Source organism: Shinella sp. HY16 (genome assembly GCF_028534175.1).
GTDB lineage: Bacteria > Pseudomonadota > Alphaproteobacteria > Rhizobiales > Rhizobiaceae > Shinella.
Genome location: NZ_JAHYXL010000010.1, coordinates 45,977 through 69,785, shown reverse-complemented (window position 1 = coordinate 69,785; position 23,809 = coordinate 45,977). Strand labels below are relative to the sequence as shown.

The following is a 23,809-nucleotide window of genomic DNA, read 5'->3' as shown; positions in this document are numbered from 1 at the left end:
TATGCACACCGTAACGACAGTCGAATTTATGCGTCACTTCGGCCGCTATCACGACGAGGCGAAGAAGAGTCCGATCACACTGACCAAGCATGGCCGTCCCTCGGTAGTCGTCCTCCCCGTCGAGCTTTACGAAAAGCTGAGGGGGCATGCGGATCCTCGTCGCGTCTATAAGGCAGGGGAAATGCCTGACGAACTGGCGACAATGTTCTTGGAGCAGTTGGAAAAGGATTCCGCGGAGCATCAGGCATCACCTGATGAATGATGGATTTTGTCGAGGCGACATCATCTCCTATCCTTACCTCTGGCAATGGCAGGTTGAGGAAAATCCGGACCGTGAACACGGCGAGAAGGATCGCCCTGTCTGTATGATCTTGACGATCACCGATAAGCAGGGCCTCACCCATCTTTTGCTGCTACCCATCTCTTCCAAGCCACCCTTTGAAGGTCAGGATGCTATCGAGATTCCGGGGCTGGAACTGCGCCGAGCAAAGCTCGCGGGCTATGAGCGCGGTTGGATCACGGTCAGCGAGTGCAACTACGACGTTTTGGAACGGTCGTACTATCTCGCTTACGGGCAGAAGCCAGTCGGCCGGTTCAGCAATGCGTTTCTTGAGAAAGTACGCCAAGCCTTTGCGCCGTTTCTGGCGGCTGGATCAGCAAAGGTCAATCGAACCTGATCGCGCGTCGGTCTGCTACTGGATTTCTGTCTCATTTAGGTATCCCCCAGAGAGGCGTCCAAAGCGAGTACGTCATCGACTGGGAAATATGGTCGAATGCACCGTGTATCGAGAGGGCTTTGCTTCTCCAGGAGGAGATCACGCTCAAGCGTGGCGTCTATCATCGTTTTCGACAGGGGGACATTCCAACTTATCCGCCACAGTGGGTCGCATACGCGGTTTATGCAAAGACGTCCGCTTCCGCCAACCGGGCGGCGGCGAGATCCTTGTCCGATAGCTGCAGGTCGCCAGCGGTGATCGGCCAGTCGATGGCGATGTCGGGGTCGTCGTAACGGATCGATCGGTCATGTTCGGGCGAATAGTAGTCCGTCACCTTGTAGACGACCTCCGTATTCTCGGTGAGCGTGACGAAGCCGTGGGCGAACCCCTTGGGGACCAGAAGCTGGTTCCATTTTTCTGCAGAAAGTTCGATGCCGACCCATTGGGCGAAGGTCGGAGACCCCCTGCGGATATCGACCGCCACATCGAAGATTGCTCCGCGGACGACACGGACGAGCTTGTCTTGCGCCCGCGGGGGCAGTTGATAATGCAGCCCCCGCAGCACGCCGCGTCTTGCGGACAGGGAGTGGTTGTCCTGCACGAAGGTGAGGTTGATACCGGAGCTCGCGAGCCGGGCGGCGTTGTAGGTCTCGGAAAAGAAGCCACGCGCATCGCCGAAGCGGGCGGGCACGATTTCGAGCACGCCGTTGAGCCTGGTGGGACGTATCTCGCTCATGCCGTGCAGAGCTCCCGGGCGCGCCGGCGCAGGTAGTTGGCGTATTCGCTGCGTCCCATCTGTTCCGCCCGCTGCAGCATCCTGTTGACCGGCAGCCAGCCCATTTCCACGCCGATTTCCTCCGGGCAGGCGATCTTGATGCCCTGGCGATGCTCGATGGTCCTTACGAAGGCGGAAGCCTCGTGCAGGCTGTCGAGTGTGCCGGTGTCGAGCCAGGCGTAACCGCGGCCGAGCTGCTTCACATGCAGCTTGCCCCGTTCGAGATAGGTGCTGTTGACGGTGGTGATTTCCAGTTCGCCGCGAGCGGACGGGGTGATGGAGGCGGCGATGTCGACGACGTCGTTGTCATAGAAATAGAGCCCGGTCACGGCCCAGCTCGATTTCGGGACGACGGGTTTTTCCTCGATGGATAGCGCCGTGCCGCCGGCGTCGAACTCCACCACGCCGTAACGCTGCGGGTCGTTGACGTAATAGGCGAAGACGGACGCGCCGCTTTCACGCGCTGCCGCCTGTCGGCAGAGGTCCGAAAGCCCGTCGCCGAAGAAGATGTTGTCGCCGAGAACCATGGCAACCGAGGAGGAGCCGATGAACTCCCGGCCGATGATGAAGGCTTCGGCGAGCCCGTTCGGCTGGGGCTGCACGGCGTAGGAAAGCTCGATGCCGAAATCCGATCCGTCGCCGAGCAGTTCCTGGAACAGCGGCAGGTCGCGCGGCGTGGAGATGATGAGGATCTCGCGGATGCCCGCCAGCATGAGTACGCTGAGAGGATAGTAGATCATCGGCTTGTCGTAGATCGGCAGGATCTGCTTCGAAACCGCGATGGTGAGAGGATAAAGGCGCGTGCCGCTTCCCCCCGCCAGAATGATACCTTTGAACGCCATGTAGGATAGACCAGTCACCAACGGAAAATCGCGCCGAACCTCGCATGGATGAGGGCCGTGTTGCAACACTTGCGCGCACCCAAAGACGCAGTCCTGTCCTTGCCCTGAAACTTCCCCTTCGGTTAAAGGTGAAGCCTCGCACTTCAGGCGAAGCGGACAGGAAAGCTAGCATGCGCGTACTCGTCACCGGCGGAGCCGGCTTCATCGGATCAGCCGTTGTCCGGCACCTCGTTCTGGAAAAGCGCTATGAGGTCCTGAACGTCGACAAGCTCACTTATGCCGGCACGGAGACGTCTTTGCAGGCTGTTCGCGGGGCGCCCAACTATCGTTTCCTGCGCGCCGATATCTGTGATGGCGAAACCATGTCGCGAACACTTACGGATTTCCAGCCCGACCGGATCATGCATCTTGCCGCTGAAAGCCATGTCGACCGTTCGATCAACGGGGCGCAGGACTTCATCAACACCAACATCCTCGGCACCTTCACGCTTCTGGAATGCGCCCGGGCTTACTGGTGCGCTCTGGAGGGAGAACAGAAACAGGCCTTTCGCTTTCTGCATGTCTCGACGGATGAGGTCTATGGATCGCTCGGGGAGAGTGGCCTTTTCAGCGAAACGACGGCCTATGATCCAAGTTCGCCCTATTCGGCCTCTAAGGCGGCCTCTGACCATCTCGTCAAAGCGTGGGAACGCACCTATGGCCTGCCGGTGGTCGTCTCCAACTGCTCCAACAATTACGGCCCCTACCATTTCCCGGAAAAACTGATCCCGCTTGTCATCCTCAATGCCATGGAGGGCAAGCCGCTGCCGGTTTATGGCAACGGCGCGAATGTGCGGGACTGGCTTTATGTCGAGGACCACGCCCGCGCCCTCGACATCATCGCTGAGCGTGGCCGGATCGGAGAGACCTACAATGTCGGCGGCCGTAACGAGCGGCGCAACATCGACGTGGTGACGCGGATCTGTGGTCTGATGGATGGTTTTCGCCCGCGTGCAACGCCGCATGGTGACCTCATCACCTATGTGACCGACCGGCCGGGACATGACGCCCGCTATGCGATCGATGCGACGAAGCTTGAAACGGAGCTGGGCTGGCGGGCTGACGAAACGTTCGAGACCGGCATCGAAAAGACCGTGCGCTGGTATCTCGACAATGAATGGTGGTGGAACCCCCTGCGCGAGCGTTATTCCGGTGCACGGCTCGGCCTTCCCGGCCATGCGCAGAAAACCGGCGTGTGAGGCGGCATGCACAGCACGCGTAAACGCATGGTGGTGACGGGCCGCGAAGGCCAGGTCGTCCGTTCGCTCCTGGAGCGCGGAGCCTTGAACGACCGCTTCGAGATCGTGGCGCTGGGCCGCCCCGAAGTCGACCTTCGCAATCCGGATGGGGTCGGTGCGGCCTTCCGGCTGGCACAGCCCGATATCATCGTTTCCGCAGCCGCCTATACGGCGGTGGACCATGCGGAGACCGAGGAGGCGGAGGCCCACGCTATCAATGCCATTGCCCCCGGGCGGATCGCCGGCGTTGCGGCTGACCTCGGTATTCCGGTCATCCACCTTTCCACGGATTATGTGTTTGATGGCGAAAAGCCTGGGCCCTATCTGGAAACGGATCCGGTTGGGCCGGCGAGCGCTTACGGCCGAACGAAACTCGCCGGCGAGCGCGCCGTGGCAGAGGCGACGGACAATCACGTCATCCTGCGTACGGCCTGGGTCTATAGTCCTTTCGGCAGGAACTTTCTGAAGACCATGCTCACTCTTGCGGAGAGCCGCGACCAGGTCAATGTGGTGGACGATCAGCGCGGCAATCCCACATCGGCGCTCGATATCGCCGATGGAATCCTGGCGATCGCCGAAAATCTTCTCGACAGCGCTGCTCCGCAGCTTCGCGGGATCTTCCATATGACGGGCTCGGGCTCGGCAAGCTGGGCGGATTTTGCAACGGAAATATTCGCTGTCTCCGCTAAGCAGGGCGGCCCCTCGGCTGCTGTCGGACGGATACCGTCCTCAGCCTATCCGACGCCCGCGCGCCGGCCCGCCAATTCGCAGCTCGATTGCGGCAAGTTGGAGCACGTTCATGGTGTAGCGCTCCCTCATTGGAAAAGCGCTGTCGCCGAAACAATCAAGGAACTGGTTTCGGCGTGATTGCCAAGGCGTCCTTCCATCAGTTTGCGAGCTTGTGTTCTTTGAGGACTTTTTCGATGTAGGTCTTCTTGGAGGCCTCTCCTGCGAAAAGTGCCCAATTCCGCCCCTGATTGTAGAGGACTTTGTCGCAGTTCTTAAAGGTGATCTGATCCTTTAAGTCTACATAAGCATAGAAAAGTGCGCATTGGTCTGCGAACCACATAGGGCTCTTTTTTCCTTGGGCCAGAACAAAAACTTTTGCCAGATAGTCGCGTAGATACTGTGCAAAGAGCCTACCACCCCGGGTGTCTCGTACTAGATTCGCTGCGGCTGGAATGGTTGACCATGGCAGATTGAAGACGACGTGGCCCGGTCGTAAGATTTTGGATTTAATGACGACATCTGCCTCCGCCAGTTCGGCGAGCACCTCACTTGCTGACAAATCCACAGAGCCGTCCGCATCTGATATCAGAATATCGGTATAGATATCGAGATAAGCGATCGCATGCATTAGCCGTGCACAGGCGTAATATCCTATTCTGTCGCGTTTTCCGAGGTTAGTAAGATCCGTCCGGTCTATGGTGAAGCCGATTGTCTCGTTAATATCCACGGCGCCACTAAGTGTTCGTGGGTCAAAGCCGACACAATGAAAGTGGACGCTGCGGTCAGGGTTTGTCACCGCGTGAATGGCGATAAACGTCGATGCATAGCGCTCGTAATAAGTCTGATCGATAGAGATAAGCGTTGCACGGCTCTTGTTGGCTCTTACAATCTCAAGAGGCCAGCTGGTTGTGTCGTACTCGGGCTCAAATAGTGTTGCCTTTGCCGCTGCAAGAGGCGGAATGAGTTCCAGTCCTTCGGACAAGCGTATAATCATGTCTCGCGCTGCTAACCTCTCTCCAAGAGAGTTTTGTAGGAGAGTTGAAAACAAATCGGCTCGGCGTGATTCAGAGGGCCAATATTTTCGCACGAATGTGATTGCATCAGATATTATGTTCTCGAATCCATCGGAATCAACGCCCTCGGCAATGATTTTCCAGTTCAATCGATATGAGCAGAGGAAATACAGGTCAGCTATATGCTCTGGAAATTTATGCAATGGAGCGGTGTCGCGAATAGCATCTGCCAGTTTTTTCCAATCTTTTAGAAAAAACATCAGCCAGGCGAACTCTATAATGGCTTTTGGCTTTTTCAGGCCTTTGTGGCCTTCTCGCCTGACTTCATCGGAAAGCTCTTTGAAGAAATTACCCTTTGAGCTTTCCTTTGCGAGAAAAAGCACCCTGGCATCTGCCGATTTAAAATGAGGGATCTCATGCCGAATGGCTTTAGCGGTCGCATAGCGACCGACCATGACCTCGAGGCTCTGATCTAGAGAGGGAAACCATTTTGCGAACATCACTTGTCCTTCTTCTGGGCAAGGTACCCTCTTTGCATCAACCAGCTCGTTACCTAGATTTCCCTCAGATGTCATTCAACGATGATAGTTGTCGTGGAGCTACGCACCACAGCCTCGTTGTTAAGAACGGAGACGCCGACCTCGTAGCGGCCGGGGTTGAGTGTGCGTTTCTTGCCGGCGAAGGCCGAATAGGTCGCCTTGTTTCGATCGAGCGGCTCGCTCGTGTGATCGACCAGGGTGTTTCCCTTGTCGTCCTTCAGGGCGAACTTGATGATGTCGCCTTTCCTGAGATTGGCGAACCAGGACCAGACGACGAAGACGCTGTCGCGCGAGGAAACCTGCGGTGGCGGACCGTCGTTGACGAGCGACTGGTGATCGATCGGCTTGCCGGCGAGGCCCGATGCGAGGATGTCGGGCTTCTTCAGGTCAATCTTTTCGACGATATCGGGGGAAAAGAGAGAGGCTGCCTGCTGGAAGGTCTGTATGCATCCCTCCGAAAGCTTGCGTCCCGTCAGGGGATCGAGTGTTTCCCCGTTTCGGGAAACAGTGATGTGGACATGAGGGAACTGGGCAAGGCCGGAAGAACCCACATCCCCGAGGCGGGCGCCCTTGCGCACGTCCGTTCCCGGTTTGACGGCAAGACTTCCCTTTTTGAGATGGCAATATTGGACCTCGTAGCCATCCTCCAGCTGCATGACCAGACCGTTGCCGCATTCCTTCCCGGAGATCCTCGTCCGGTCTTCCTCGGTTTCGACGAGATGATCTACCTCCCCGTCCCTGACGCGCAGCACCTTGCCGTCGGCGACGGCGATGACGGGATAACCCTTCTCCATATCTTTCAGGGAAAGGATGCGCAGGTCGGTTCCCTTGTGCCCGTCATAGGACTGGCCGCCGCACAGCGGGTCGGCAGTGCCGGCTCCCGCATCCATGTCGGGATATTGCTGCATAAAGCACGTCTTGCCGAGCTCACATTGGGCCGGCAGGCCAAGCTCGATCGCCAAGGCGGGTGCGGCGAAAAAAAGGGGCGTGAGAAGGGCTGAGCCCAGAAGGGGGAAAAGAGTTCGCAAAGGTTTTTCCTGAATTGAGGGAAAGACAACAGGACATATGGAAAGGCTGGCAGTTGACGGCTGGCGTGGCGAAGCTCTACCTAGCAAGCCGCAAGGAGACAGGCGGAATATGGCCATTTTAGCGTTCGTCTTGATAGCGCACGAGCCGGCGGAGGTGGTCGGAAATTCGATCGACATGCTGTTAAAGGCCGATGGCGAATGTGTGGTCTGCGTTCATTACGACGGCAACTCGTCTCTCAAGGAATTTGCCGAACTCAAGCGACGTTATGGCACAAGCGACCGGGTCCTTCTCGTAGAAGACAGGGTCCGTTGCGGCTGGGGCCAGTTTGGGCTCGTTGACGGAACGATCCGCGCGCTGCGCCTGCTCGCCGCATCCAGAAAGGCCTATAGCCACGCCTATCTGGTCAGTTGTTCCTGCTGGCCGATCCGGCCGATTATCGAGCTCAGACAGTTTCTTGACCGGAACGACGACGTCGACTTCATCGAAAGCCATGACGAGCGCTGGATGACGGGCGGCCTGCGGGAAGAGCGTTACACTCTGCGCCATCCCTTCAGCTTCACCCGCCAGCGTGCTTTGTTCGAGGCGGGTGTTCGCCTGCAGCGCAAGCTTAGGATCAGGCGGAAAATCCCGGCCGGACTCAGCCCGCGCTATGGGTCGCAATGGTGGTGCCTGCGGCGGGAAACGATTACCGGGATTCTGCGCTGGGTGGAGGAAAACCCTGCCGCTTATGCGTTTTACCGGCAGGTCTGGATTCCCGACGAAACCTTCTTCCAGACGATCGCCCATGCACTCGGCGCCACCGTGGCGCGAGGCTATATTCCGACTCTCTATACGTTCAACGTCCATGGCAAGCCGATCGTCTTTTACGATGACCATCTCGCCTGGTTGCAGCAGCAGCCCCATTTTTTCGCGCGGAAGGTCGCCCTGTCGGCGGAGCGTTGCCGCGCCGTGCTTTTCTCGCTCGCCGGTTCGCCAGCCCAGACGGAGCAGCCGGTCATCGACATCCCGAAGCGCGCGACGCGAATTCCGCCTGCGACAAGGACCGAACCATATTATGGCCGGATGTTCGAACCGGGCTCGGGCGTGCGAAACTGGCCGAAGAATCTGGAAACGATGCGTCAGAAGAGCGTGGTTCTCTACGGCCCTCCATCGCTGACGCGGCTTGCTGCCGAAACACTGCGCGCTTCAGGTGGCCTCACCGTACTGGGGCGGCTTTTCCATCCCGACCGGATCGAGTTCCAGCCGGGCCGATCCGATTTCCACGGGCTGAATTCCGGTGAGATTGCCCTTCGCGACTACGACCGGCCCCTCTATCTGTCGCGGGCCTTGCTTCGCTGCCCGGTATTGCCAGTCTTCGAGCTGTGCCCCGGCGACGACCCCGCTCTCGAGAGGCTCGTTTTGGAGAAAGAGGAGAGTTTCGTGGCGATCCCGCTCGTCCCGGGCGGGCGATCACCCGCCTGGCGCGTGTTGTTCTGGTATCTGGCCTTGCCGGAGTCGCAACGGGTTGCCATTGATGCCGCGACAAACCGGTTCGACCGCTTCCGACGTACGGAAGAGGCGGCCGCGAAACATTTCGGCCAGAAACATGTGGCGGCGATGGAGAGAAAACTCTTCGGCGCGGCGGCCGACAAGACCCTGGTGTTTTCCGGCGCGGGCGACGCGCCCGATCCTGAATGGAAAGCCGCGCTGCGGTTCCTGCATGGGGGGCGGATTGAGCCGCTTCTCACAGCCCTCGACGGGCTGGCCGGAGTTTTCAGTAAGCAGGACTGGCGAAAGCTTGCGCCGTCTTTCTCTGAGGAAGATGCAGGATTTGCGGCAAGCCATGGCTAGAAAAATCAAGCATCGCCTCGTCAGCAGCCGCGCCTATAATTTCGTCCTCGCACATTGGCAGAATCTTCGCTTCGGCGGCCAGTTGCGTTGTGTGCAAAATCGCCTTCGCAAGAGTGATCCCTGCGTGCTTTTCAGCTGCATCCGCAACGAGATGCACCGGATCGATTTCTTCTATCGTTATTACAAGGACCTTGGCGTCGATCACTTCGTTTTTGTCGATAACGGCTCCACGGACGGATTTCTGGAATGGAGCGCGGGCAAGAATGACGTGTCAGTCTGGCATACCGACAGGAGTTATAAGAAGGCTGGCTTCGGTATCTACTGGTGCAACTACCTTCTTCGGAAGTACGGGACGGGCAAGCTCTGCGTGACCGTCGATCCGGACGAATTCCTCGTCTATCCCCACATGGAGAGCCGTTCGATCAAGGACCTTGGCCAGCACCTCAAGGAAATAGGCTGGCCCTGCCTGCATGTGTTAATGCTGGATGCCTATAGCGACCGCTCAATCGACGAGACGACGATGGCGCCTGGTGACGATCCTTTCGCCCTCTGCCCCTATTTCGACCGCGACGGCTATGTGCAACGGTCGAACTATATGTCAGGCACCTTTGTGCAGGGCGGTCCGAGGCTGCGCGCCTTTAATCGCGAGACGCCGAAGGAGGCCCCTGCCCTCAACAAGATGCCGGTCGTCTGGTGGCGGAAGCATTACCGCTATCAGAGTTCCGCACATCTCATGTGGCCCTGGTCCCTCAACAAAACGTCCATGAAAACCGGCATTCCTCTGTCGGCCGCCCTTTTCCACTTCAAGTTCGTCTCTTCCCTTCAAGAGAAAGTGGAGGAAGAGATGAGCCGCGGCCAGCACTATGGTGGCAGCCGGGAGTACCGGCGCTACAAGGAAAATATCGCCGCGACCCTTTATCAGGAAGGCATCAGCGTGAAGTATGAGGATCCCGATCAACTCGTGAAGCTGGGCCTCGTGCATATGGGAGAGTGGATTTAACGATGCCCCGGATTATTGAGTATGGCTAAAATCCTTTTCGTCCATCATTTTTTTCCGGGCCAGTTCGGTTTTCTCGCGACCGCGCTGGTGGAGGGGGGTAACGAAGTCGTCGCCCTTGGCAGTACGACGGCGAGCGAGCTGCCGGGCGTCTCCCTGGTGCGTTGGCAAAATAAAAGAGGCACGACGCCCAATATCCTGCCAACAGCTATCCGGGCGGAAGCGGACATGATCCGCGCCGCGGCCGCCCTTGAAGCTGCAAGAGGTCTTCTTGAACGCGGGTTTTCACCTGATGTGATCATCGGTCATCCCGGTTGGGGGGAGACACTTTATCTTCGTGAGCTCTGGCCTAATGCACGGCTTATTCTGCACGCCGAATTTTTCTACAGTGCAACCGGTGGCGAACTCGGCTTTGACCCGGAGTTCGGTGCGGTCACCTTGGCCGACCGTTGTCGAGCGGTCTCGAAAAGCGCGACACTGGCTCTGGCCTATTCACAGGCTGACCGGCTCGTGGCTCCAACGCCCTTCCAGGCGAGCCGGCTTCCCGAATGTTTCCGGTCACGGACGGCCGTCATTCACGAAGGGGTCGATCTTCAGAAGATCCGCCCCACCCCGGATACCAGAGTAGCTATTGGCGAAAAAAGGTTCGGTCGGGACCGGCCACTCGTGACTTTCGCAAGCCGGGTCCTCGAGCCTTTGCGGGGTTGCCATACGTTCTTCCGTGCCCTGCCCCGTATCCTTGACGAGGTGCCAGACGTGGAAATCGTCATTGCGGGCGCGGAAACCGGCGCAGGTTATGGTCTTTCTCCCCCGGAGAACGAAACCTGGAAGAGCCATTTCTGGAAGGAGATCGAAGGCAGGGTCGATCCGGCCCGCATCCATTTCGTGGGATGGCTGCCGAACGAAACCCTGAACGCCCTCATGTCGATCGCAAGGGCCCATGTCTATCTGACCTACCCTTTCGTACTGTCCTGGTCTCTTCTGGAGGCAATGGCCTGCGAGGCCCTCGTGATCGGATCCGACACGCCGCCGCTTCACGACGTCATCGTCAATGGTGAGAATGGTCTCCTCGTCGACTTCCTGAGGCAGGATCTGCTCGCCGAAGCCGTCGTTGAAGCCTGCCGTCATCCCGAGCGGTTTCAAGGAATGCGCGCGGCAGGGCGGCAATCCATACTAGCGCGTTATGATCGCCGCAACGTCTGTCTGCCGCAGTGGCTGGACCTCGTTCGATCTACATAAGCTTGCGGATCAATAGGAGTGGCGGGTCTCCATGACCTTCTTGTAGGTTTCGGGGTCGAAGGGAACGCCCAAGAATTCCGTCAGCTTGCGGGCATGCTCCGGTCCCTTGACCAGCTCTTCGTATTCGACATGGAAGGCGTTCGGGGCGGCGGCGAAAGCGTTGTCCCGCAGCCGTTGATCCATGCTGCGGATTGTGGCGTAGGAATGGGCGGTATCCTTCCACCAGCTGCTCTTGGAGGTGGCGAGGATGTCGCGATGGTTGAAGATGATTTTCACGTCGCCGAAAATTTCCGTGACGTCCGACAGGAAAGCGTTGAGATCTTTAACCTCATTCCAGTTGATGCGAATTTCCTTGCATCCGACAACCTTCGCGTCCGCTGGCGGATTGAGGATGGATTCCACAAACACCTTGCGCAAAGTACCACGCATATCATCTGGCCTGATCAGATCGGCTCCGTACCAGGGGTGGACTGCTAACATCGACTTCTTAGCAACCTGCCCTTTTGTCTCCTTAGCGGATCGATAAAAGCTGCACAGGTGCGCAAGCGCGTTGTAGTTTTCCCCACGAATGCAAAAACCTGGCAAGCTGTTTAAATAGCCCATCAACAGGGTCGAGCCAGAGCGACCGTAGGTGAAAATGAAGACGTAGCGATAGGGATTGCGCTTACTTGGCGTCTTCTTCTGGGAATTCGAAGCGCCAGCGATTCTTGGCCTCGAGAGTTTGCTGATTAAGCTTCGAAATGATTTCATAAAGTTCAAAGGTCCTTTCAACGCTAGATACGTCGCTGATGACCGCTCCCTCGTAGTCCCGATCGTCCTTGATATAGATTTCCCTAATCGAGAGGAACTTCGAGTTCAAGGACGTGGCTTCCAGGCCGTTAGCGCTCATCACTCGACCTGTGGCATAATCTTCGAGGATATGCTGATATTTAGGGAGTGGCGTCGATGCGATGAGGCGCGCCGCTTTTCGGCTGAGGAAATAGCCGCCTTGACCATCATACCACGTCTGTTCGGGGTCGATCTCAAATATCAGGCCAGCGAGCTGCTTATTGGAGACAGCAGTGCTGTGCCAGTCAAAGGCCGTCCGGCTGCCTAGATTGACGTCGCTACCGATGTAATCAAAGTTCTCATAGGCGAATTCCAAAAGCTTCTGAACATTGAGTAGGCAATCGTCGTCAAGCTTGAAGTAATGCTCCGCATCAATGATACGCAAAGCTGCGGAAACCCCATGCCAGATCTTATGAGAGAGATACTCGTAGGTGTCTGGAACAGGTAGGATCAACCGGTCTTCGAAGAGCAGTGCTTGGGATTGCTCTGGGTGTCCCTCGATAAAGTAGACATCGATATTGGCAAGGCGAGCGTCTTTGGCCCAGGTGTCCCGTATTGCTTGCTGCTTATGACGGTTTTTTTTGCAACTCACGACCAGAACGGCCAGCTTGCCGCGTCGTGGAAGGTGAGAAACTTTTTTCTGATCGCGAAGTAGAATCGGTGAATCGGAAAGCCGCACCTCATCAATGTCCCATTGGAGGCCAGCCCTTGGTGTGATTACTGGGGCATAAATCGGATGACGTCCGGCGATGTCCTCTGGCGAAAGATGTAGCTTCCCACCAGCTTCCACGAAGTAAGTCTGCTTCCCAATAGAAAAGGCCTGAAGATCCCCGGAACGCCCGTCATCTAGCAAGAGGAAATCATCCGTTCGGCTACGCAACCGCTTGTCGTGGACGACGGCGGTGAGACGCTCAGGATCTGTTCCTGAATCGAGAAGGACGACATTGCGATGCCGGACCTCCGACAAAGCCCGGTTCATAAACAGCGCGCCTTTGAGCTTGCGCAAGGCCCCATCGCTTTTAACAGTCATTTCTATGACAGACGTGCGGATATTGAAGTGGGTACTTTGCAGTCCGACGAAGAAGCTGTGCTGAAAGAGGCTAGAATTATGGATGATGACGAGAATTTCATCGAAGTGCGAGTGGACTTTCTCCACTAGTCGAACGAATGTATCCTCGTTCCCATCCCACAGGTAAAGTCCGCATAATCCAGGTTTGAGCGCCTCCGTCTCTCCAAGAGCTCGCAACCGTGAACCAAGGCCCATCCTGAACCGATACTCGGGGAAGAAGCGCCACCGTCTGGAGAGGGCTTCAGTCACAGTTTCGTCGTCGCCAATCGTCATATAACGAAAATTACTATAGACGCTCCAGACGATGGATTTCGGAAAAGCCTTGCAAGGAAATTCGAGCCGAAAATCCTTCAGCTCGAGAATAAAGGTCTCACCTTCAAGAGAGAGCTTTCCCTTTATCGACTGCCCCTTAAACGGGAAATCATGCGTCTGCGGTTTGCTCCAGGCGCCAGCGTAGCGTTCTTTGACGGAAAGCTGTCCGGCCTCCCTATCAAACTCGACATGAAAAAGAACGTCATCGGCAAGGCTATCGACTATGTGGAAATAGAGGCGTGCTTCCTTGTCTACTGCCGAGGCCGAGAATAGAAGAGGGCTGTCGAACTTCTTGATAATTTTTGTTCGCTTCATCTACCAAGAGTTCCCTTTATACTGTAAAATTGTGTTACATAAAATTTTTATGGTTATATTGTTCTTTCACTATGTGGCTTAAATATTTTTATTTGATCTGGAGTCGGTTCTTTTTTGAATCCTATGAAGGCTATCTCTCTATTGCGACCTGGAATAGAAACTATCGTATGAAAGCCAGCACGCTTAAACGCACTTGCAAGTGATTTTCTGGTAAATCCAGTCTTGTGGGCGTAGAAATCTACGCCCGATGTCTCTATTTGCCTTCCATATCCATATAGGACATCCTTAACAAGAATTGGGCCCATTCCGGAATTGTAAAGAACGTCATCTATATCAAGTTCTTTCTCCACAACTTCCTTCATTACGGCGCCGATATCCGGAACGCGGACCTCTGCGAAACCATCAGATTTCAAGACGTGGGAAAACCCGGAAAGGACTTTTTGTACATCGTGAGAAAAATAATGCTCAAGATTATGTGAGCAATATATGGCATCGTATTGCTGTTCAGGAAGAGATAAAAGCTCGCGAGCGTCCATGCAGACGTCTGGATAAACGGCCGGATCTATATCCAGAAGTAGGTGTTCCCAATCTTTGTAGTACGGCGGTATAGCAACTTTCTTACTCCCGCCACCAACGTTGAGCACGCGCTTTTCCATGCAACTCCCCAGGACTACAGTTAATTTGAAGGCGTTTGCCCATTGGCAACGCGCTCGATTAAATTAAAGTATTTTTTTGTAAGGTCATTCATGTCGTAGCGCTCCAGCATGAGCGCACGCGCACGTTCCCTGAGTGGCGTGTAGCGAGCAGGGTCCGCCAAAACGTTTGCGAGCTGCGCTGCGAGCATCCCGGGTTCAAAAAACGGTACGAGGAGACCATTCTCCCCATCTGTTATGATTTCTCGAACCGGATCGGTATCAGAGCCGATGACAAGGGCACCGGCGCTCATGGCCTCCATCATGGACCAGGAAAGGACGAAGGGTACGGTGAGATAGACATGCGCCGCCGATACGCGCAGCACGTCGCGCAGCACTTGAAGAGGCTGACGCCCAAGGAAATGGATGCGGCTTTCATCCAGCGTCAGATTTTCGAGAGACCATTCCTTGTAGGTTTTACCGTCTTCGCGCTTGGCGCCATAGGCAACCCGATCTTCCCCGATCACGATCACATGAGCATCAGGGCGCTGCTCCTGAAGGCGCGCCACAGCCTCCATAAACTGCGGGAACCCGCGATAAGGTTCCATGCCGCGCGCAATGTAGGTGACCAGCGGGTCTCCCTTGCGAAACGTGAGATCACCAACCGAAAAGGTCGTGCTGTCGTCCGGAGAGAAGTACTCCGTATCGACACCATCGTGCAGCACGGAAATCCGATCATGGAAAATGGTGGGGTACTGGCTCTTCTGATACTCGGTCGGGCATTGCCCCCAGTCCATCGAGGCCAGGTCATGAAGAATGGCCGTGTTCTTCATTCGAATATTGAGTTCGGTATTAGGCTTCTTCGGTGCTCCATGATCGAGAAAGGAAGCATCCGATCCGTAAGAATGGAAATACCATTCCAGGTAAGGCATGTATTTGGCCTTCGGCCAAAGGTCTTTTAAAAAAAAACCATCGCCAAACCCGGAGTGGGACAGCATAATATCAGGATTCCAGCCTTTTTTTTGGGTATTCATAAAGGCTGAATAAACAGCCTGCCCGCGAATGACTGCCCCTTCTGTATAACGAACCGCTGGATGTGTTTTCTCACTCACCTCTCGGTGATTCTTATAGTGTATTCGGTCGATTATAGCAGGATTTTTGTTCGTCGCAAGCGACCCTGAAAGCATCTCTATATTCTTAAGCTTCTTGAGATGGCGTATAATTCTGGCATACTGCCCAGGAAAATTGTTGTGCACGAAAAGAATACGCATGGTTTTTCTTTGATCCGTATACTATTCTGTATAAGTCTTCATGGCGAAGCGCGTAACCGGTTCCGAAATATACTCAAAAAGAGTCTTGGCTTCCGTACGGAAGAACACTTCGGCCACGTTACCCGGCAGCACGTTTCTACCGTGCCTGGCGTCGCTCATTTTTACATGCGCTATGTAATAGGATGAGTTCGTCTGCGTGTCTGTAAAAGCGTCGGCGGAAATGTATTTTACAGTGCCATCCATAGGCGGAATCGCGTCGATGGTGTCCGTCGGAAACACCACTTCAACATCCTGACCGGTATGAATCTTCGTTATGTCTTTGGAATATACAGGAACCTGTATGAGAAGATTTGACGAATCGGGAAGTATCTCAGCGATTTTATCGCCAGATTTTATAACTCCACCCGTCGATTTCACGAGAAGGCTGAGTATAATTCCATCAACTGGAGACTTTACGCTTGATCTCCTTATGGTATCGTTCAACCTTGTTATGTAATCATCGCTTTGATTCAATTTCTGTTGTGTATCGGTAATGCTTTTGCTGACCAATTCGGCATGTTGAGAAACGAGGCCAATTTTCTGATCGCCGAACGACTTTATGTTATGATTTGATTTCTGGATTCCAGCCAGCGCATTGGCTCTTTGTGCTTCCAGTTGCGCGAGTGTGCGCTGCGCAGCAAAAACCTGGGATTGCCTGATCAAGCCTTGGTCAAGAAGTTCGACGTAGCTCTTTTCTTCCTTCTGCAGAAGGATCTTCTGCTCGCCATAGGCTGAGAGGAGGCTTTCCAGATAGGTTATGTCCTCGCGTTCGTTGGCGATTTTTCCATCGAGAACGAGCAGCTGTTGCTGGCGGGATTCGCGTGAACTGGTAAATTCACCCATCTGGCTTTCCAGCGCTTCCACCACACGCGGATGCTTCGATACCGGGTCCAGCAGGCTGGGATCGACAGAAAAGGTAGCAGCTCCGTCCCGCTCCGCACGCCACCGCGCCAGTTCAATGGTGCTCACGGCCTTTTCGACGAGAACGCGGTCGAGTTGGGATCTGCTGGATGTTTCTTCCAGTTTGATCAATGTCTGACCCGCTTTTACCTCATCGCCTTCCCGCACCATGATCTGCTCGACAACGCCGCCCTCCAGGTGCTGGACGATGCGGTTATTGCCTTCGGCAAACACGCGCCCCGAGCCAATCAGCGCGCCGCCGAGCTTTGCGGTCGCGGCCCATGTTCCGCCTATGCCCACGACGCTGATCAGCACGGCACAGGCGAACATTGCGAGGCCTCGGCGGCTTGTGGGCACCGAGTTGCTCCATGTCTGAAGCGACGACAGGTTCAGGCCGTCCGCTCTGAGCGGCGCGATAATATGACCGGTCGTAGGCTTTGGATCAGTATTGGAATTCATTTTCGTGCCACTTCCAAGTTTCACGATGCCTTGTTCGGAACTGCCCGCACCTGATTTGGCATGACATCCGCGGGAGAACCATAGGCATCGGCCAAGCCGTTCTTTAGAACGAGAACCTTGTCCACATGATGGAGAAGGGACAATCGTTGCGTCACGACGATCGTGGCTATGCCAGCACCGCTGGCCCTCTTCAGGAGATCGAAAAGCAAAGCCTCGCCGTCCGTGTCAAGGCTGGCATTGGGCTCGTCAAGCACGACGAAGGCCGGCATGCCATAATAGGCCCGGGCGAGACCAAGCAACTGCTTCTGGCCGCCGGAGGGCTGGAAGCCGCCATCTAAAATCTGCGTGTCGTAGCCTTGGGGAAACTGCATGATCATGTCGTGAACGCCAACGAACTGCGCAGCCTCGATGGCCAGTTCCGGCGGATCGTCGACACGCATCCTTGCGATATTTTCCCGAATGGTTCCCTCGAAAAAACGCACCTGCTGCGGCATGTATCCCATATAGGCGCCGCGCGTCACCGGATCCCAGGACCTGATATCCTGTCCGTCCAGCTTCACCTGCCCGCTGCTGGGCTCAAGATATCCCACGACCAAACGCGCAAACGTCGATTTACCGGCGCCACTTGGCCCGATAATGGCAACGTTCTGCCCGGGACCGAAGCTGCCGGTTATACCTTTCAATATCGGCTGCTGGTTCGGACCCGGAACAAAAACGACCCTGTCCGTCGTCAACGATTTCGACGGTCTCGGCAATTGGGTGACACCATCGACCAGCTTGAAACGGGTGAGGCGCTCTTCGAGCTTCGCAAGCGCAATCCGGCCCTGCTTGAGGGTCCGCCATCCGCTGACAATAGCCTCGATCGGCGCCAGCGCGCGCGAGGCGATGATCGAGGTCGCGAAGATGACACCGGCATTGGCAAGGCCGTCGATCACCAGAAGCGCGCCGCTACCGATCATGACGATCTGAATGATCTGCCTGATCTCTTTCGACAGGGAGGACAGCGCATTCGAGCGGCCAAGAACGGCGACGAGCTGGGTCAGGAACCTGTTTTGGATTTTGCCCCATTGGTTGACCGCTTGCGGATAGAGACCGAGCGCGCGGACGAGTTCCTGCTGCTCGAATTGATTGGTGAGCACCTTCCGCGCACTGGCGCTGGCTTCATCCGACTCCCTGATCTGGCTTGACGTCAGGATTTCATTGAGGACAGCCGTCAGGAACAGAACCACCATGCCGACCAGGACGACGCTTCCCAGAATGGTGTTGATGGTAAAAACGAGCAGAAGAAAAATGAACATGACCGGAAGGTCAAAGAGGCTGGGGAAGACGTTGGAACTGATGAGCTTGCGGATTTCAGCGAGTTGATAGAGTGATGCCGATGAACTCCCCTGGGGCATAGCCAGCTCACCGGCAAGCAGGAGACCGGATATGCGTGCTTCGAAGCGAATGCCGATCCGCGCAAGGAGGTTGTTGCGGATCGTCTCGAGCAGGCCGTGCGTGATCAGGACGACGATTGCAATGATGCTCAAGGCGATCAGGGTCTCTATCGAACGAGAGCTCAAAACGCGTGTGTAAACCTGCGAGAGGTAGAGGGGAACCGTCAGCAGGCCGAGGCTTGCCACGATCGAAAGGACCGCGGCGCCCAGCATCGCCCGCAAGGCGATCCGCTTTTCCGATTGATAGATTTCCTGAAGCTTCATCTCTGCCCCGATCGGCCAAAAGCTGCATGGACGCACGGTCCGGGCATGAACCAATATAGATCGATTGGTATTCTGCCCTCTTCATCTGTTTAGGATGACCTGCGCCCGCAGACCCGGAACGGATACAGTTGGCACCGTCCCATGTCAAATCTCTACGTTTCAGAACGTGTGCTAGATCGCTCAAAAAGAAAAGGGGGGCCAAAGCCCCCCTTTTCCCTCTTGTCCCTGAATGGGATTAGAGAACGATGTCGCCTTCAGCGAAGCCGCCAACGTTGATACCAAGAACAGTGATCTGGTTGCCACCGCCAAGATTGATCACGGTATTAGCGCCATCATTGAAGATAAGACCGTCCGTGATTGCGTCAGCGAGCGTGCCGCCGATGCCGTAGGCCGAGATATCGATAACGTCATCGCCCGTGGTGAAGCCGGCAGCGATCGTGTCATCACCGCTACCAGCGATGAAGCCGTAGGTGTCGGCGCCAGCGCCGCCATCGAGCGAGTCATCGCCAGCACCGCCCCAGATTTCGTCGTCACCGCCGCCACCAATTACGGTGTCGTTGCCAGCGCCGCCGAACAGCGTGTCGTTGTCGCCGGCGCCCGTTACCTGGTCATCACCAGCGCCTGCATACACTTCGATGAAGCTGCTTGCAGTGCTCGTGATCGTGTCGTCACCGAGACCACCGTAAATGGTGTCGCGCTGACCAGCCGACGTGATCGAGTCGTTGCCGGCGCCACCGCCGAGGATATTGTCACCGCCGTTGCCGTAGATCTCGTCGTCACCGGCGCCCGCCCAGATTTCATCGTCGCCATCGCCGCCGTTGATCGTGTCGTCACCAGCACCGCCGTAAAGAACGTCGTTGCCAGTTCCACCATCGATCGAGTCGTCGCCGCCACCGCCAGCGAGCGTGTCGTTGCCAGCGCCACCATCAATCGTGTCGTTGCCTTCGTCACCCTCGCCGGCCCATACGACGTCATCGCCGTCGCCTGCCGTGATGCTGTCAAGGCCGGGGCCTGCAACGATCGTGTCGTTGCCAGCGCCGCCGTTTACGGTGTCGTTGCCAGCGCCTGCGGAGATCTGATCGTCGCCAGCGAGACCGTTGACGAGATCCGCTTCCGCGGTACCTGCCAGGGTGTCATTGCCGGCCGTGCCATTAATCGTAGCCATATTTAGAGGCTCCCTCTTCAAAATTGTTCACTGCTGGGATGCATAGCTGCAGCTATGCTCCGACGTGCATGCCAATATTATAAAGGAAAGTCAACTCGGTCCGCGGCCGAATTATGCTTGCCACGCAGCCATTGTTTTCGGAATTTCAATCATAGCTCGATAATTATATAAATTTGGCGGAAATGTTGCGGCAACGCCACAGCCGCACGCCTTCAATCATCGAGTAAGATAAGAAAACAGACTTCTAAACGAAGAAAAACGCGGAAGGCCCAGCAAACCTTCCGCGTTCTTGCCTCTAAAGCGCTGATTTCCACGGCACAGCAAAATCTGCTTACGCGAAAACTCTGAGACATTCAATATGGTGCTCTTAAATTATCGCCACAATATCGACGGCGTCGCCTTGTGCCTGTCCCAAGACAGTGCTTATGAGGGGCATGGTGAAATGTACGAGGCTGGCCACGTGACGGAAATCATCGAGCATTTCGGCATACGGCTTCGCCCAGACCCAGAGTTCATGTCTCCAAAGCTGATTGAGGCTTTGCGCACTGGTCAGTATGAAGCAGGAGAGGCGCGCAAGATCGGCAAAATCATCCAGTCGGGCGACGTCATTCTCGAAATCGGCGCAGGCATCGGCTTCATGACAGCGTTGATGTTGAAGAACCCGGCGGCCGAACGGGTTGTTTCCTTCGAGGGTAATCCTCTGCTGATTTCTAAAATTCAGAGAACACTCGACGACAACAATCTCGGCGGGCAGCGCTTTGAGTTGCACAACAACATTCTCGGTGCAGAGGATACAGGAACGATCGACTTCCATATCCACAAGGATTTCTGGGCGTCGTCCCTGCGTAAGACGACGGGCACAATCCGCTCCTGCCCGGTTCCGCTCGCCAGCTTCGACAAGACACTCAAGGCCGTTCGGCCAAGCGTGATCGTCTGTGACATTGAGGGTGGGGAGACAGCGCTTTTCCCGACATCCGATCTCGCCGGTGTTCGTAGCGTTTACATGGAGCTGCACCAGCGGGTGATTGGTCCTGAAGGAATGCGCGGCGTGTTCCAGACTTTCCATGACCGAGGCTTTCACTATGACCAGAACCATTCGCATGGGGCGGTCGTGCTCTTCTCCAGGATTCCCACGTCGGCAGATTGAGGTTGGTTTTTCCGGTGAAAGGCCGTTAGGTTCACGCAAGTCGACCAGCTGATAATCTCTCGAACGATTATTCTTCGGAGAAGTCCATGTCGAACGTCGGCTCGGTCGGTGCTATTTCTGCCTTTACGCATAAGGCTTCCACCCCGGTCTTCAATGCGGAGCCATTTTACATTCCAGCAGAGCTGCGGGAGAGTTCCACCTCCACGGACAGCACCGAGGCGAAGCAGGATGCGGTCGGGCTCGAAGCAGCTCTTACCGAACGCCTTGCTGAAACAATCGCTCTTCTCAATGGTGGGGATTCCCTTTCCGCAAACGATCAACATATCGTCCTCTTCAACGCGATCTTGCAGAACAGGGATCAATTTCCTGCAGAAGCATTTCACATCAAAACCGACCTTCCGGGGGGCGCCTATATAGAGACGGAAATCCCGGCCATCGGGGACAAGGCCGCCGCGTTGCAACCCGTTGCTGTGATTTCAACCACCAAGCTATTTTTTGCCTGATTAACGGGCCAAAACGTTCGCCGTTACGTATGAGTGTAGTTGGTCGGCGACACCCCGCTCTCATGGGCTTGACGGGCGTATTTCATCAGGAATTCGTTGCGATAGGCTTGTCCGCAATCGAACCCCTGCGATTGGCTCCTCGTCGAAGCAGATTCGCTCAGCCTTTTCGGCTGACAGAATCTGCGTTGGGGATCAGTTCGTGTTTCTGCAGCGGCCTTGGCATGGGGCTCTCCAATGCGGCCGCGATATGCGCGTCAAACAGCCAAAAATCGATGAAGGTTCATTGAAAGCGCCTTCCGAATATTCGCTAGCGCAAATGGCAGCGAGACCTGGAAACGAGTTCGTTGGCTGCTCCGGAGCGGGCGGCGCTCGCTGCGATCTAGCGCATTTCTAAGTGCCGAATAACTGCCCTTCGCCAACCGTCCGCCGTACATTTCAGGTGAGTCGCTGGCGCCAAGCGTCAATCTAGGGGCGCTTCCGGTTGGAGGCGCAATGACATCCTCATGAGCAATTTAAGTTTTCCAGGTGCGATTAAGCGAATCTTTTATTGCACATCAAACTCCTAGGGTCCGGACTCACTAGAGCCACCAGATGACGGCTGCGGCGAGAGCGACGGCACCCATGAAGTTTTTGATGTTGCGATCGAAGCGGGTGGCGAGGCGACGCCAGTCCTTGAGACGGCAGAACATACGCTCGATGACGTTGCGCTGCTTGTAAACGGCGCGGTCGTACTCGTACTGGACCTTGCGATTTCGACGTGGCGGGATCACAGCCTCGGTACCGCGCTCGTCGAGCCACTCGCGCAGAGCCTGGCTGTCATAGCCCTTGTCCGCGACGAGCTGCGCGGTGGGCGGCAGGGCTTCGATACACAGCCTCGCCACCTTGCAGTCATGGACGTTGCCGGGCGTCAGGAGCAGGACGTGAGGGCGACCTTTCGCGTCGCAGACGGCATGGAGCTTGGTGTTCCGTCCGCCTTTCGTGCGGCCGATACCATGAGCCATGGCCCCCCTTTTCCGCCGCCTGCGCAGCGGTGGACCTTGATGCAGCTACTATCGATGAACAATCTGTCCGGCGCATCCTCGGCTCCGGCGAGTGCGCTGAAGATGCCTTCCCAGATGCCGCGCTCGGACCAGCGAACGAAGCGATTGTAGAGCGTCTTCTTCGGTCCATAGACGTCGGCGCAGTCCGCCCAGCGTCCACCGCATCGCAGCGCGTGGACGATTCCGCTCAACACGCGACGATCGTCCACGCGCGGCTTGCCCCGCACATCCGTTGGCAGGAGCGGTTCGATCCGTTCCCACTGCGCATCGGAAAACCAAAAGAAATCAGACATCTCACCGCCCTTTCGTCGCGGCAATGAATCATGCCCCAGCGCTCAAGGAAAGCTAATTATTGGGTCCGGACCCTAGTCGCGTTAACTTGATGCCCTTTGAAGGCGCGATGCCCATCACGCCTGAACCGTCGCAACACTCTCGGCACGCCGCATGCCTTCATCCAACAGCCAGCTTCGTAGCATCGCGACCTCTGGGCGCACGAGACTGGCCTCATTCGTTGTAAGTACATAGGGCTGGCGAATAGGCAAGGTCATGCCGAAGGCGTCGACGAGGCGCCCGCTGGCAAGCTCCTGCTCCACAATGAAATCCGGCACCAAGGCGAAGCCGGCGCCGGCGAGGCAAGCTTCGACGGCGAGGTGGACGAGGTTGAAGGACAGCGTCATGTGCAGTTCGAGATGTCCAAAACCGGTGGCGGCAAACCATGCTTCCCAGCCCTCGTCGTACCAGCCGGGTTCGGAGAAGTGCACGCGGATCAGCGGGCGTGACAGGAGGTCGGCCGGAGTGGGCGCGGCCGGCAACTGCGCCGCCACCACAGGTGCGGCAACGACGATCAGCTTCCCGCCGATCAGCATATCCTGCCGCACGCCGGTAATGGTGCCGCGATCGTGATAGATGGCAATGTCGGGATCACGCTCGTTGGCGCTCCAGCGGTGTGGAAGAGCTAGAACGGCGACCGCGATATCGGGATGTGCCGCATGGAAGCGGCAGATACGCGGCACCAGCCATTTCGTCGCCAGCGAGAACTGGCAGCGCACCGTCACAGTGCTGGTGCCACCAGGCGCACGGGCGGCCACGCTCGCCGCTGTGATCTGGTCGAAGATCGCTCCGAGGCGCGTGGCAAAAACACGGCCCGTTTCTGTCAGCCGCACGCCATTGGCCCGCCGCTCGAATAGGGGGGCCTCTACCCAGTCCTCAAGCTGCTTCATCTGGTGGCTGATAGCGCCGGGCGTAACACCGAGCTCGCCGCCCGCACGAGCGAAGCTGAGATGACGTGCAGCGGCCTCGAAGGCGCGCAAGGCCGGCAGGGGTGGTAGATGGCGTGTCATGGCATAGGCTCAATCACACTAAGGCTATCCGAGAGAACTTTTCGTTTGCGCCGTTATTCTTCCCCGTGACATCGTTCTGTCAAGAGAAGGAGTGAATACAATT

Annotated in this window: 22 protein-coding genes; 9 read left to right on the top strand and 13 right to left on the bottom strand. The window is 56.4% G+C overall.

All coding sequences use genetic code 11. The features are described 5' to 3' along the window. Window position 1 precedes the first annotated feature (1 nt). Window positions 2–262, top strand: coding sequence for a type II toxin-antitoxin system Phd/YefM family antitoxin (locus K0P03_RS35190; RefSeq protein WP_272792251.1), 261 nt, complete (start codon window positions 2–4; stop codon window positions 260–262). Next, the gene (locus K0P03_RS35185) at window positions 255–677 is read left to right on the top strand and encodes a hypothetical protein (RefSeq protein ID WP_272792250.1); all 423 of its coding nucleotides are present in this window, start codon (window positions 255–257) and stop codon (window positions 675–677) included. The genes K0P03_RS35190 and K0P03_RS35185 overlap by 8 nt, the downstream gene beginning before the upstream one ends. Window positions 678–897: 220 nt before the next feature. Here K0P03_RS35185 and rfbC read toward each other — a convergent pair whose 3' ends face one another. Together rfbC and rfbA are read right to left on the bottom strand one after the other, a co-directional pair. After that, complete coding sequence (gene rfbC, locus K0P03_RS35180; protein ID WP_272792249.1) at window positions 898–1,452, bottom strand: dTDP-4-dehydrorhamnose 3,5-epimerase; 555 nt, start codon at window positions 1,450–1,452, stop codon at window positions 898–900. Then, a complete protein-coding gene (gene rfbA / locus K0P03_RS35175; protein WP_272792248.1) occupies window positions 1,449–2,333 on the bottom strand; it encodes a glucose-1-phosphate thymidylyltransferase RfbA in 885 nt (294 codons plus the stop codon). The genes rfbC and rfbA overlap by 4 nt, the downstream gene beginning before the upstream one ends. A 170-nt stretch (window positions 2,334–2,503) precedes the next feature. On the opposite strand from rfbA, the gene rfbB reads away from it, so the two are divergent. Together rfbB and rfbD are read left to right on the top strand one after the other, a co-directional pair. Then, window positions 2,504–3,571: a dTDP-glucose 4,6-dehydratase gene (gene rfbB / locus K0P03_RS35170; RefSeq protein ID WP_272792247.1), complete on the top strand. Its 1,068-nt coding sequence runs from the start codon at window positions 2,504–2,506 to the stop codon at window positions 3,569–3,571. Window positions 3,572–3,577: 6 nt separating this feature from the next. Continuing rightward, window positions 3,578–4,477 (top strand): dTDP-4-dehydrorhamnose reductase, encoded by a 900-nt coding sequence (gene rfbD, locus K0P03_RS35165; RefSeq protein WP_272792246.1) that lies wholly within the window; start codon window positions 3,578–3,580, stop codon window positions 4,475–4,477. 19 nt (window positions 4,478–4,496) lie between these two features. Here rfbD and K0P03_RS35160 read toward each other — a convergent pair whose 3' ends face one another. Both K0P03_RS35160 and K0P03_RS35155 read right to left on the bottom strand, forming a co-directional pair. Continuing rightward, window positions 4,497–5,852, bottom strand: a complete 1,356-nt coding sequence (locus K0P03_RS35160) for a hypothetical protein (RefSeq protein ID WP_272792245.1) — start codon at window positions 5,850–5,852, stop codon at window positions 4,497–4,499. A 71-nt stretch (window positions 5,853–5,923) separates the two neighbouring features. Further along, window positions 5,924–6,799, bottom strand: coding sequence for a M23 family metallopeptidase (locus tag K0P03_RS35155; protein ID WP_272792244.1), 876 nt, complete (start codon window positions 6,797–6,799; stop codon window positions 5,924–5,926). Window positions 6,800–7,028: 229 nt separating this feature from the next. Here K0P03_RS35155 and K0P03_RS35150 point away from each other — a divergent pair, with 229 nt between their 5' ends. Genes K0P03_RS35150 through K0P03_RS35140 form a run of 3 tightly spaced genes read left to right on the top strand, consistent with a single transcriptional unit; the run spans window position 7,029 to window position 10,986 of the window. Next, window positions 7,029–8,750: a beta-1,6-N-acetylglucosaminyltransferase gene (locus tag K0P03_RS35150; protein WP_272792243.1), complete on the top strand. Its 1,722-nt coding sequence runs from the start codon at window positions 7,029–7,031 to the stop codon at window positions 8,748–8,750. Next, window positions 8,743–9,750 (top strand): glycosyltransferase family 2 protein, encoded by a 1,008-nt coding sequence (locus K0P03_RS35145; RefSeq protein WP_272792242.1) that lies wholly within the window; start codon window positions 8,743–8,745, stop codon window positions 9,748–9,750. Before K0P03_RS35150 ends, K0P03_RS35145 begins: the two co-directional genes overlap by 8 nt. Before the next feature lie 21 nt (window positions 9,751–9,771). Continuing rightward, a complete protein-coding gene (locus tag K0P03_RS35140; protein ID WP_272792241.1) occupies window positions 9,772–10,986 on the top strand; it encodes a glycosyltransferase in 1,215 nt (404 codons plus the stop codon). A 9-nt stretch (window positions 10,987–10,995) separates the two neighbouring features. Here the strand turns inward: K0P03_RS35140 and K0P03_RS35135 are convergent, their stop codons facing one another. From K0P03_RS35135 to K0P03_RS35105, 7 genes are all read right to left on the bottom strand, one after another. After that, complete coding sequence (locus K0P03_RS35135) at window positions 10,996–11,736, bottom strand: sulfotransferase (RefSeq protein ID WP_272792240.1); 741 nt, start codon at window positions 11,734–11,736, stop codon at window positions 10,996–10,998. Beyond that, complete coding sequence (locus K0P03_RS35130; RefSeq protein ID WP_272792239.1) at window positions 11,651–13,510, bottom strand: hypothetical protein; 1,860 nt, start codon at window positions 13,508–13,510, stop codon at window positions 11,651–11,653. Before K0P03_RS35130 ends, K0P03_RS35135 begins: the two co-directional genes overlap by 86 nt. A 53-nt stretch (window positions 13,511–13,563) precedes the next feature. Further along, window positions 13,564–14,166, bottom strand: coding sequence for a class I SAM-dependent methyltransferase (locus tag K0P03_RS35125; protein WP_272792238.1), 603 nt, complete (start codon window positions 14,164–14,166; stop codon window positions 13,564–13,566). 20 nt (window positions 14,167–14,186) lie between these two features. Continuing rightward, the gene (locus tag K0P03_RS35120) at window positions 14,187–15,413 is read right to left on the bottom strand and encodes a glycosyltransferase (RefSeq protein WP_272792237.1); all 1,227 of its coding nucleotides are present in this window, start codon (window positions 15,411–15,413) and stop codon (window positions 14,187–14,189) included. 21 nt (window positions 15,414–15,434) lie between these two features. Continuing rightward, window positions 15,435–16,811, bottom strand: a complete 1,377-nt coding sequence (locus tag K0P03_RS35115; RefSeq protein WP_272792236.1) for an HlyD family type I secretion periplasmic adaptor subunit — start codon at window positions 16,809–16,811, stop codon at window positions 15,435–15,437. A 20-nt stretch (window positions 16,812–16,831) separates the two neighbouring features. Further along, complete coding sequence (locus K0P03_RS35110; protein ID WP_272792235.1) at window positions 16,832–18,511, bottom strand: type I secretion system permease/ATPase; 1,680 nt, start codon at window positions 18,509–18,511, stop codon at window positions 16,832–16,834. Window positions 18,512–18,746: 235 nt separating this feature from the next. Then, on the bottom strand, window positions 18,747–19,676 hold the full coding sequence (locus K0P03_RS35105) for a calcium-binding protein (protein WP_272792234.1): 930 nt from the start codon (window positions 19,674–19,676) through the stop codon (window positions 18,747–18,749). Window positions 19,677–20,034: 358 nt separating this feature from the next. On the opposite strand from K0P03_RS35105, the gene K0P03_RS35100 reads away from it, so the two are divergent. Continuing rightward, a complete protein-coding gene (locus K0P03_RS35100) occupies window positions 20,035–20,823 on the top strand; it encodes an FkbM family methyltransferase (protein WP_272792233.1) in 789 nt (262 codons plus the stop codon). An 86-nt stretch (window positions 20,824–20,909) separates the two neighbouring features. Next, entirely contained in the window at window positions 20,910–21,326 is a 417-nt protein-coding gene (locus K0P03_RS35095; RefSeq protein WP_272792232.1) for a hypothetical protein, read from the top strand. A 578-nt stretch (window positions 21,327–21,904) separates the two neighbouring features. On the opposite strand, the gene K0P03_RS35090 is transcribed toward K0P03_RS35095, so the two are convergent. Together K0P03_RS35090 and K0P03_RS35085 are read right to left on the bottom strand one after the other, a co-directional pair. Continuing rightward, a protein-coding gene (locus tag K0P03_RS35090) for an IS5 family transposase (RefSeq protein ID WP_443020527.1) occupies window positions 21,905–22,659 on the bottom strand; the annotation gives its coding sequence in 2 pieces (ribosomal slippage) (window positions 21,905–22,315 and window positions 22,318–22,659; 753 coding nt in all). 114 nt (window positions 22,660–22,773) lie between these two features. After that, window positions 22,774–23,706, bottom strand: coding sequence for a LysR substrate-binding domain-containing protein (locus K0P03_RS35085; protein ID WP_272792231.1), 933 nt, complete (start codon window positions 23,704–23,706; stop codon window positions 22,774–22,776). Between the last annotated feature and the right edge of the window lie 103 nt (window positions 23,707–23,809).

Bases quoted from the DNA above. Each gene is read 5' to 3' on its own strand.
- K0P03_RS35190 (WP_272792251.1), top strand. From the start codon at position 2: ATGCACACCGTAACGACAGTCGAATTTATGCGTCACTTCGGCCGCTAT.
- K0P03_RS35185 (WP_272792250.1), top strand. From the start codon at position 255: ATGAATGATGGATTTTGTCGAGGCGACATCATCTCCTATCCTTACCTC.
- rfbC (WP_272792249.1), bottom strand. From the start codon at position 1,452: ATGAGCGAGATACGTCCCACCAGGCTCAACGGCGTGCTCGAAATCGTG.
- rfbA (WP_272792248.1), bottom strand. From the start codon at position 2,333: ATGGCGTTCAAAGGTATCATTCTGGCGGGGGGAAGCGGCACGCGCCTT.
- rfbB (WP_272792247.1), top strand. From the start codon at position 2,504: ATGCGCGTACTCGTCACCGGCGGAGCCGGCTTCATCGGATCAGCCGTT.
- rfbD (WP_272792246.1), top strand. From the start codon at position 3,578: ATGCACAGCACGCGTAAACGCATGGTGGTGACGGGCCGCGAAGGCCAG.
- K0P03_RS35160 (WP_272792245.1), bottom strand. From the start codon at position 5,852: ATGTTCGCAAAATGGTTTCCCTCTCTAGATCAGAGCCTCGAGGTCATG.
- K0P03_RS35155 (WP_272792244.1), bottom strand. From the start codon at position 6,799: ATGCAGCAATATCCCGACATGGATGCGGGAGCCGGCACTGCCGACCCG.
- K0P03_RS35150 (WP_272792243.1), top strand. From the start codon at position 7,029: ATGGCCATTTTAGCGTTCGTCTTGATAGCGCACGAGCCGGCGGAGGTG.
- K0P03_RS35145 (WP_272792242.1), top strand. From the start codon at position 8,743: ATGGCTAGAAAAATCAAGCATCGCCTCGTCAGCAGCCGCGCCTATAAT.
- K0P03_RS35140 (WP_272792241.1), top strand. From the start codon at position 9,772: ATGGCTAAAATCCTTTTCGTCCATCATTTTTTTCCGGGCCAGTTCGGT.
- K0P03_RS35135 (WP_272792240.1), bottom strand. From the start codon at position 11,736: ATGAAATCATTTCGAAGCTTAATCAGCAAACTCTCGAGGCCAAGAATC.
- K0P03_RS35130 (WP_272792239.1), bottom strand. From the start codon at position 13,510: ATGAAGCGAACAAAAATTATCAAGAAGTTCGACAGCCCTCTTCTATTC.
- K0P03_RS35125 (WP_272792238.1), bottom strand. From the start codon at position 14,166: ATGGAAAAGCGCGTGCTCAACGTTGGTGGCGGGAGTAAGAAAGTTGCT.
- K0P03_RS35120 (WP_272792237.1), bottom strand. From the start codon at position 15,413: ATGCGTATTCTTTTCGTGCACAACAATTTTCCTGGGCAGTATGCCAGA.
- K0P03_RS35115 (WP_272792236.1), bottom strand. From the start codon at position 16,811: ATGAATTCCAATACTGATCCAAAGCCTACGACCGGTCATATTATCGCG.
- K0P03_RS35110 (WP_272792235.1), bottom strand. From the start codon at position 18,511: ATGAAGCTTCAGGAAATCTATCAATCGGAAAAGCGGATCGCCTTGCGG.
- K0P03_RS35105 (WP_272792234.1), bottom strand. From the start codon at position 19,676: ATGGCTACGATTAATGGCACGGCCGGCAATGACACCCTGGCAGGTACC.
- K0P03_RS35100 (WP_272792233.1), top strand. From the start codon at position 20,035: ATGGTGCTCTTAAATTATCGCCACAATATCGACGGCGTCGCCTTGTGC.
- K0P03_RS35095 (WP_272792232.1), top strand. From the start codon at position 20,910: ATGTCGAACGTCGGCTCGGTCGGTGCTATTTCTGCCTTTACGCATAAG.
- K0P03_RS35085 (WP_272792231.1), bottom strand. From the start codon at position 23,706: ATGACACGCCATCTACCACCCCTGCCGGCCTTGCGCGCCTTCGAGGCC.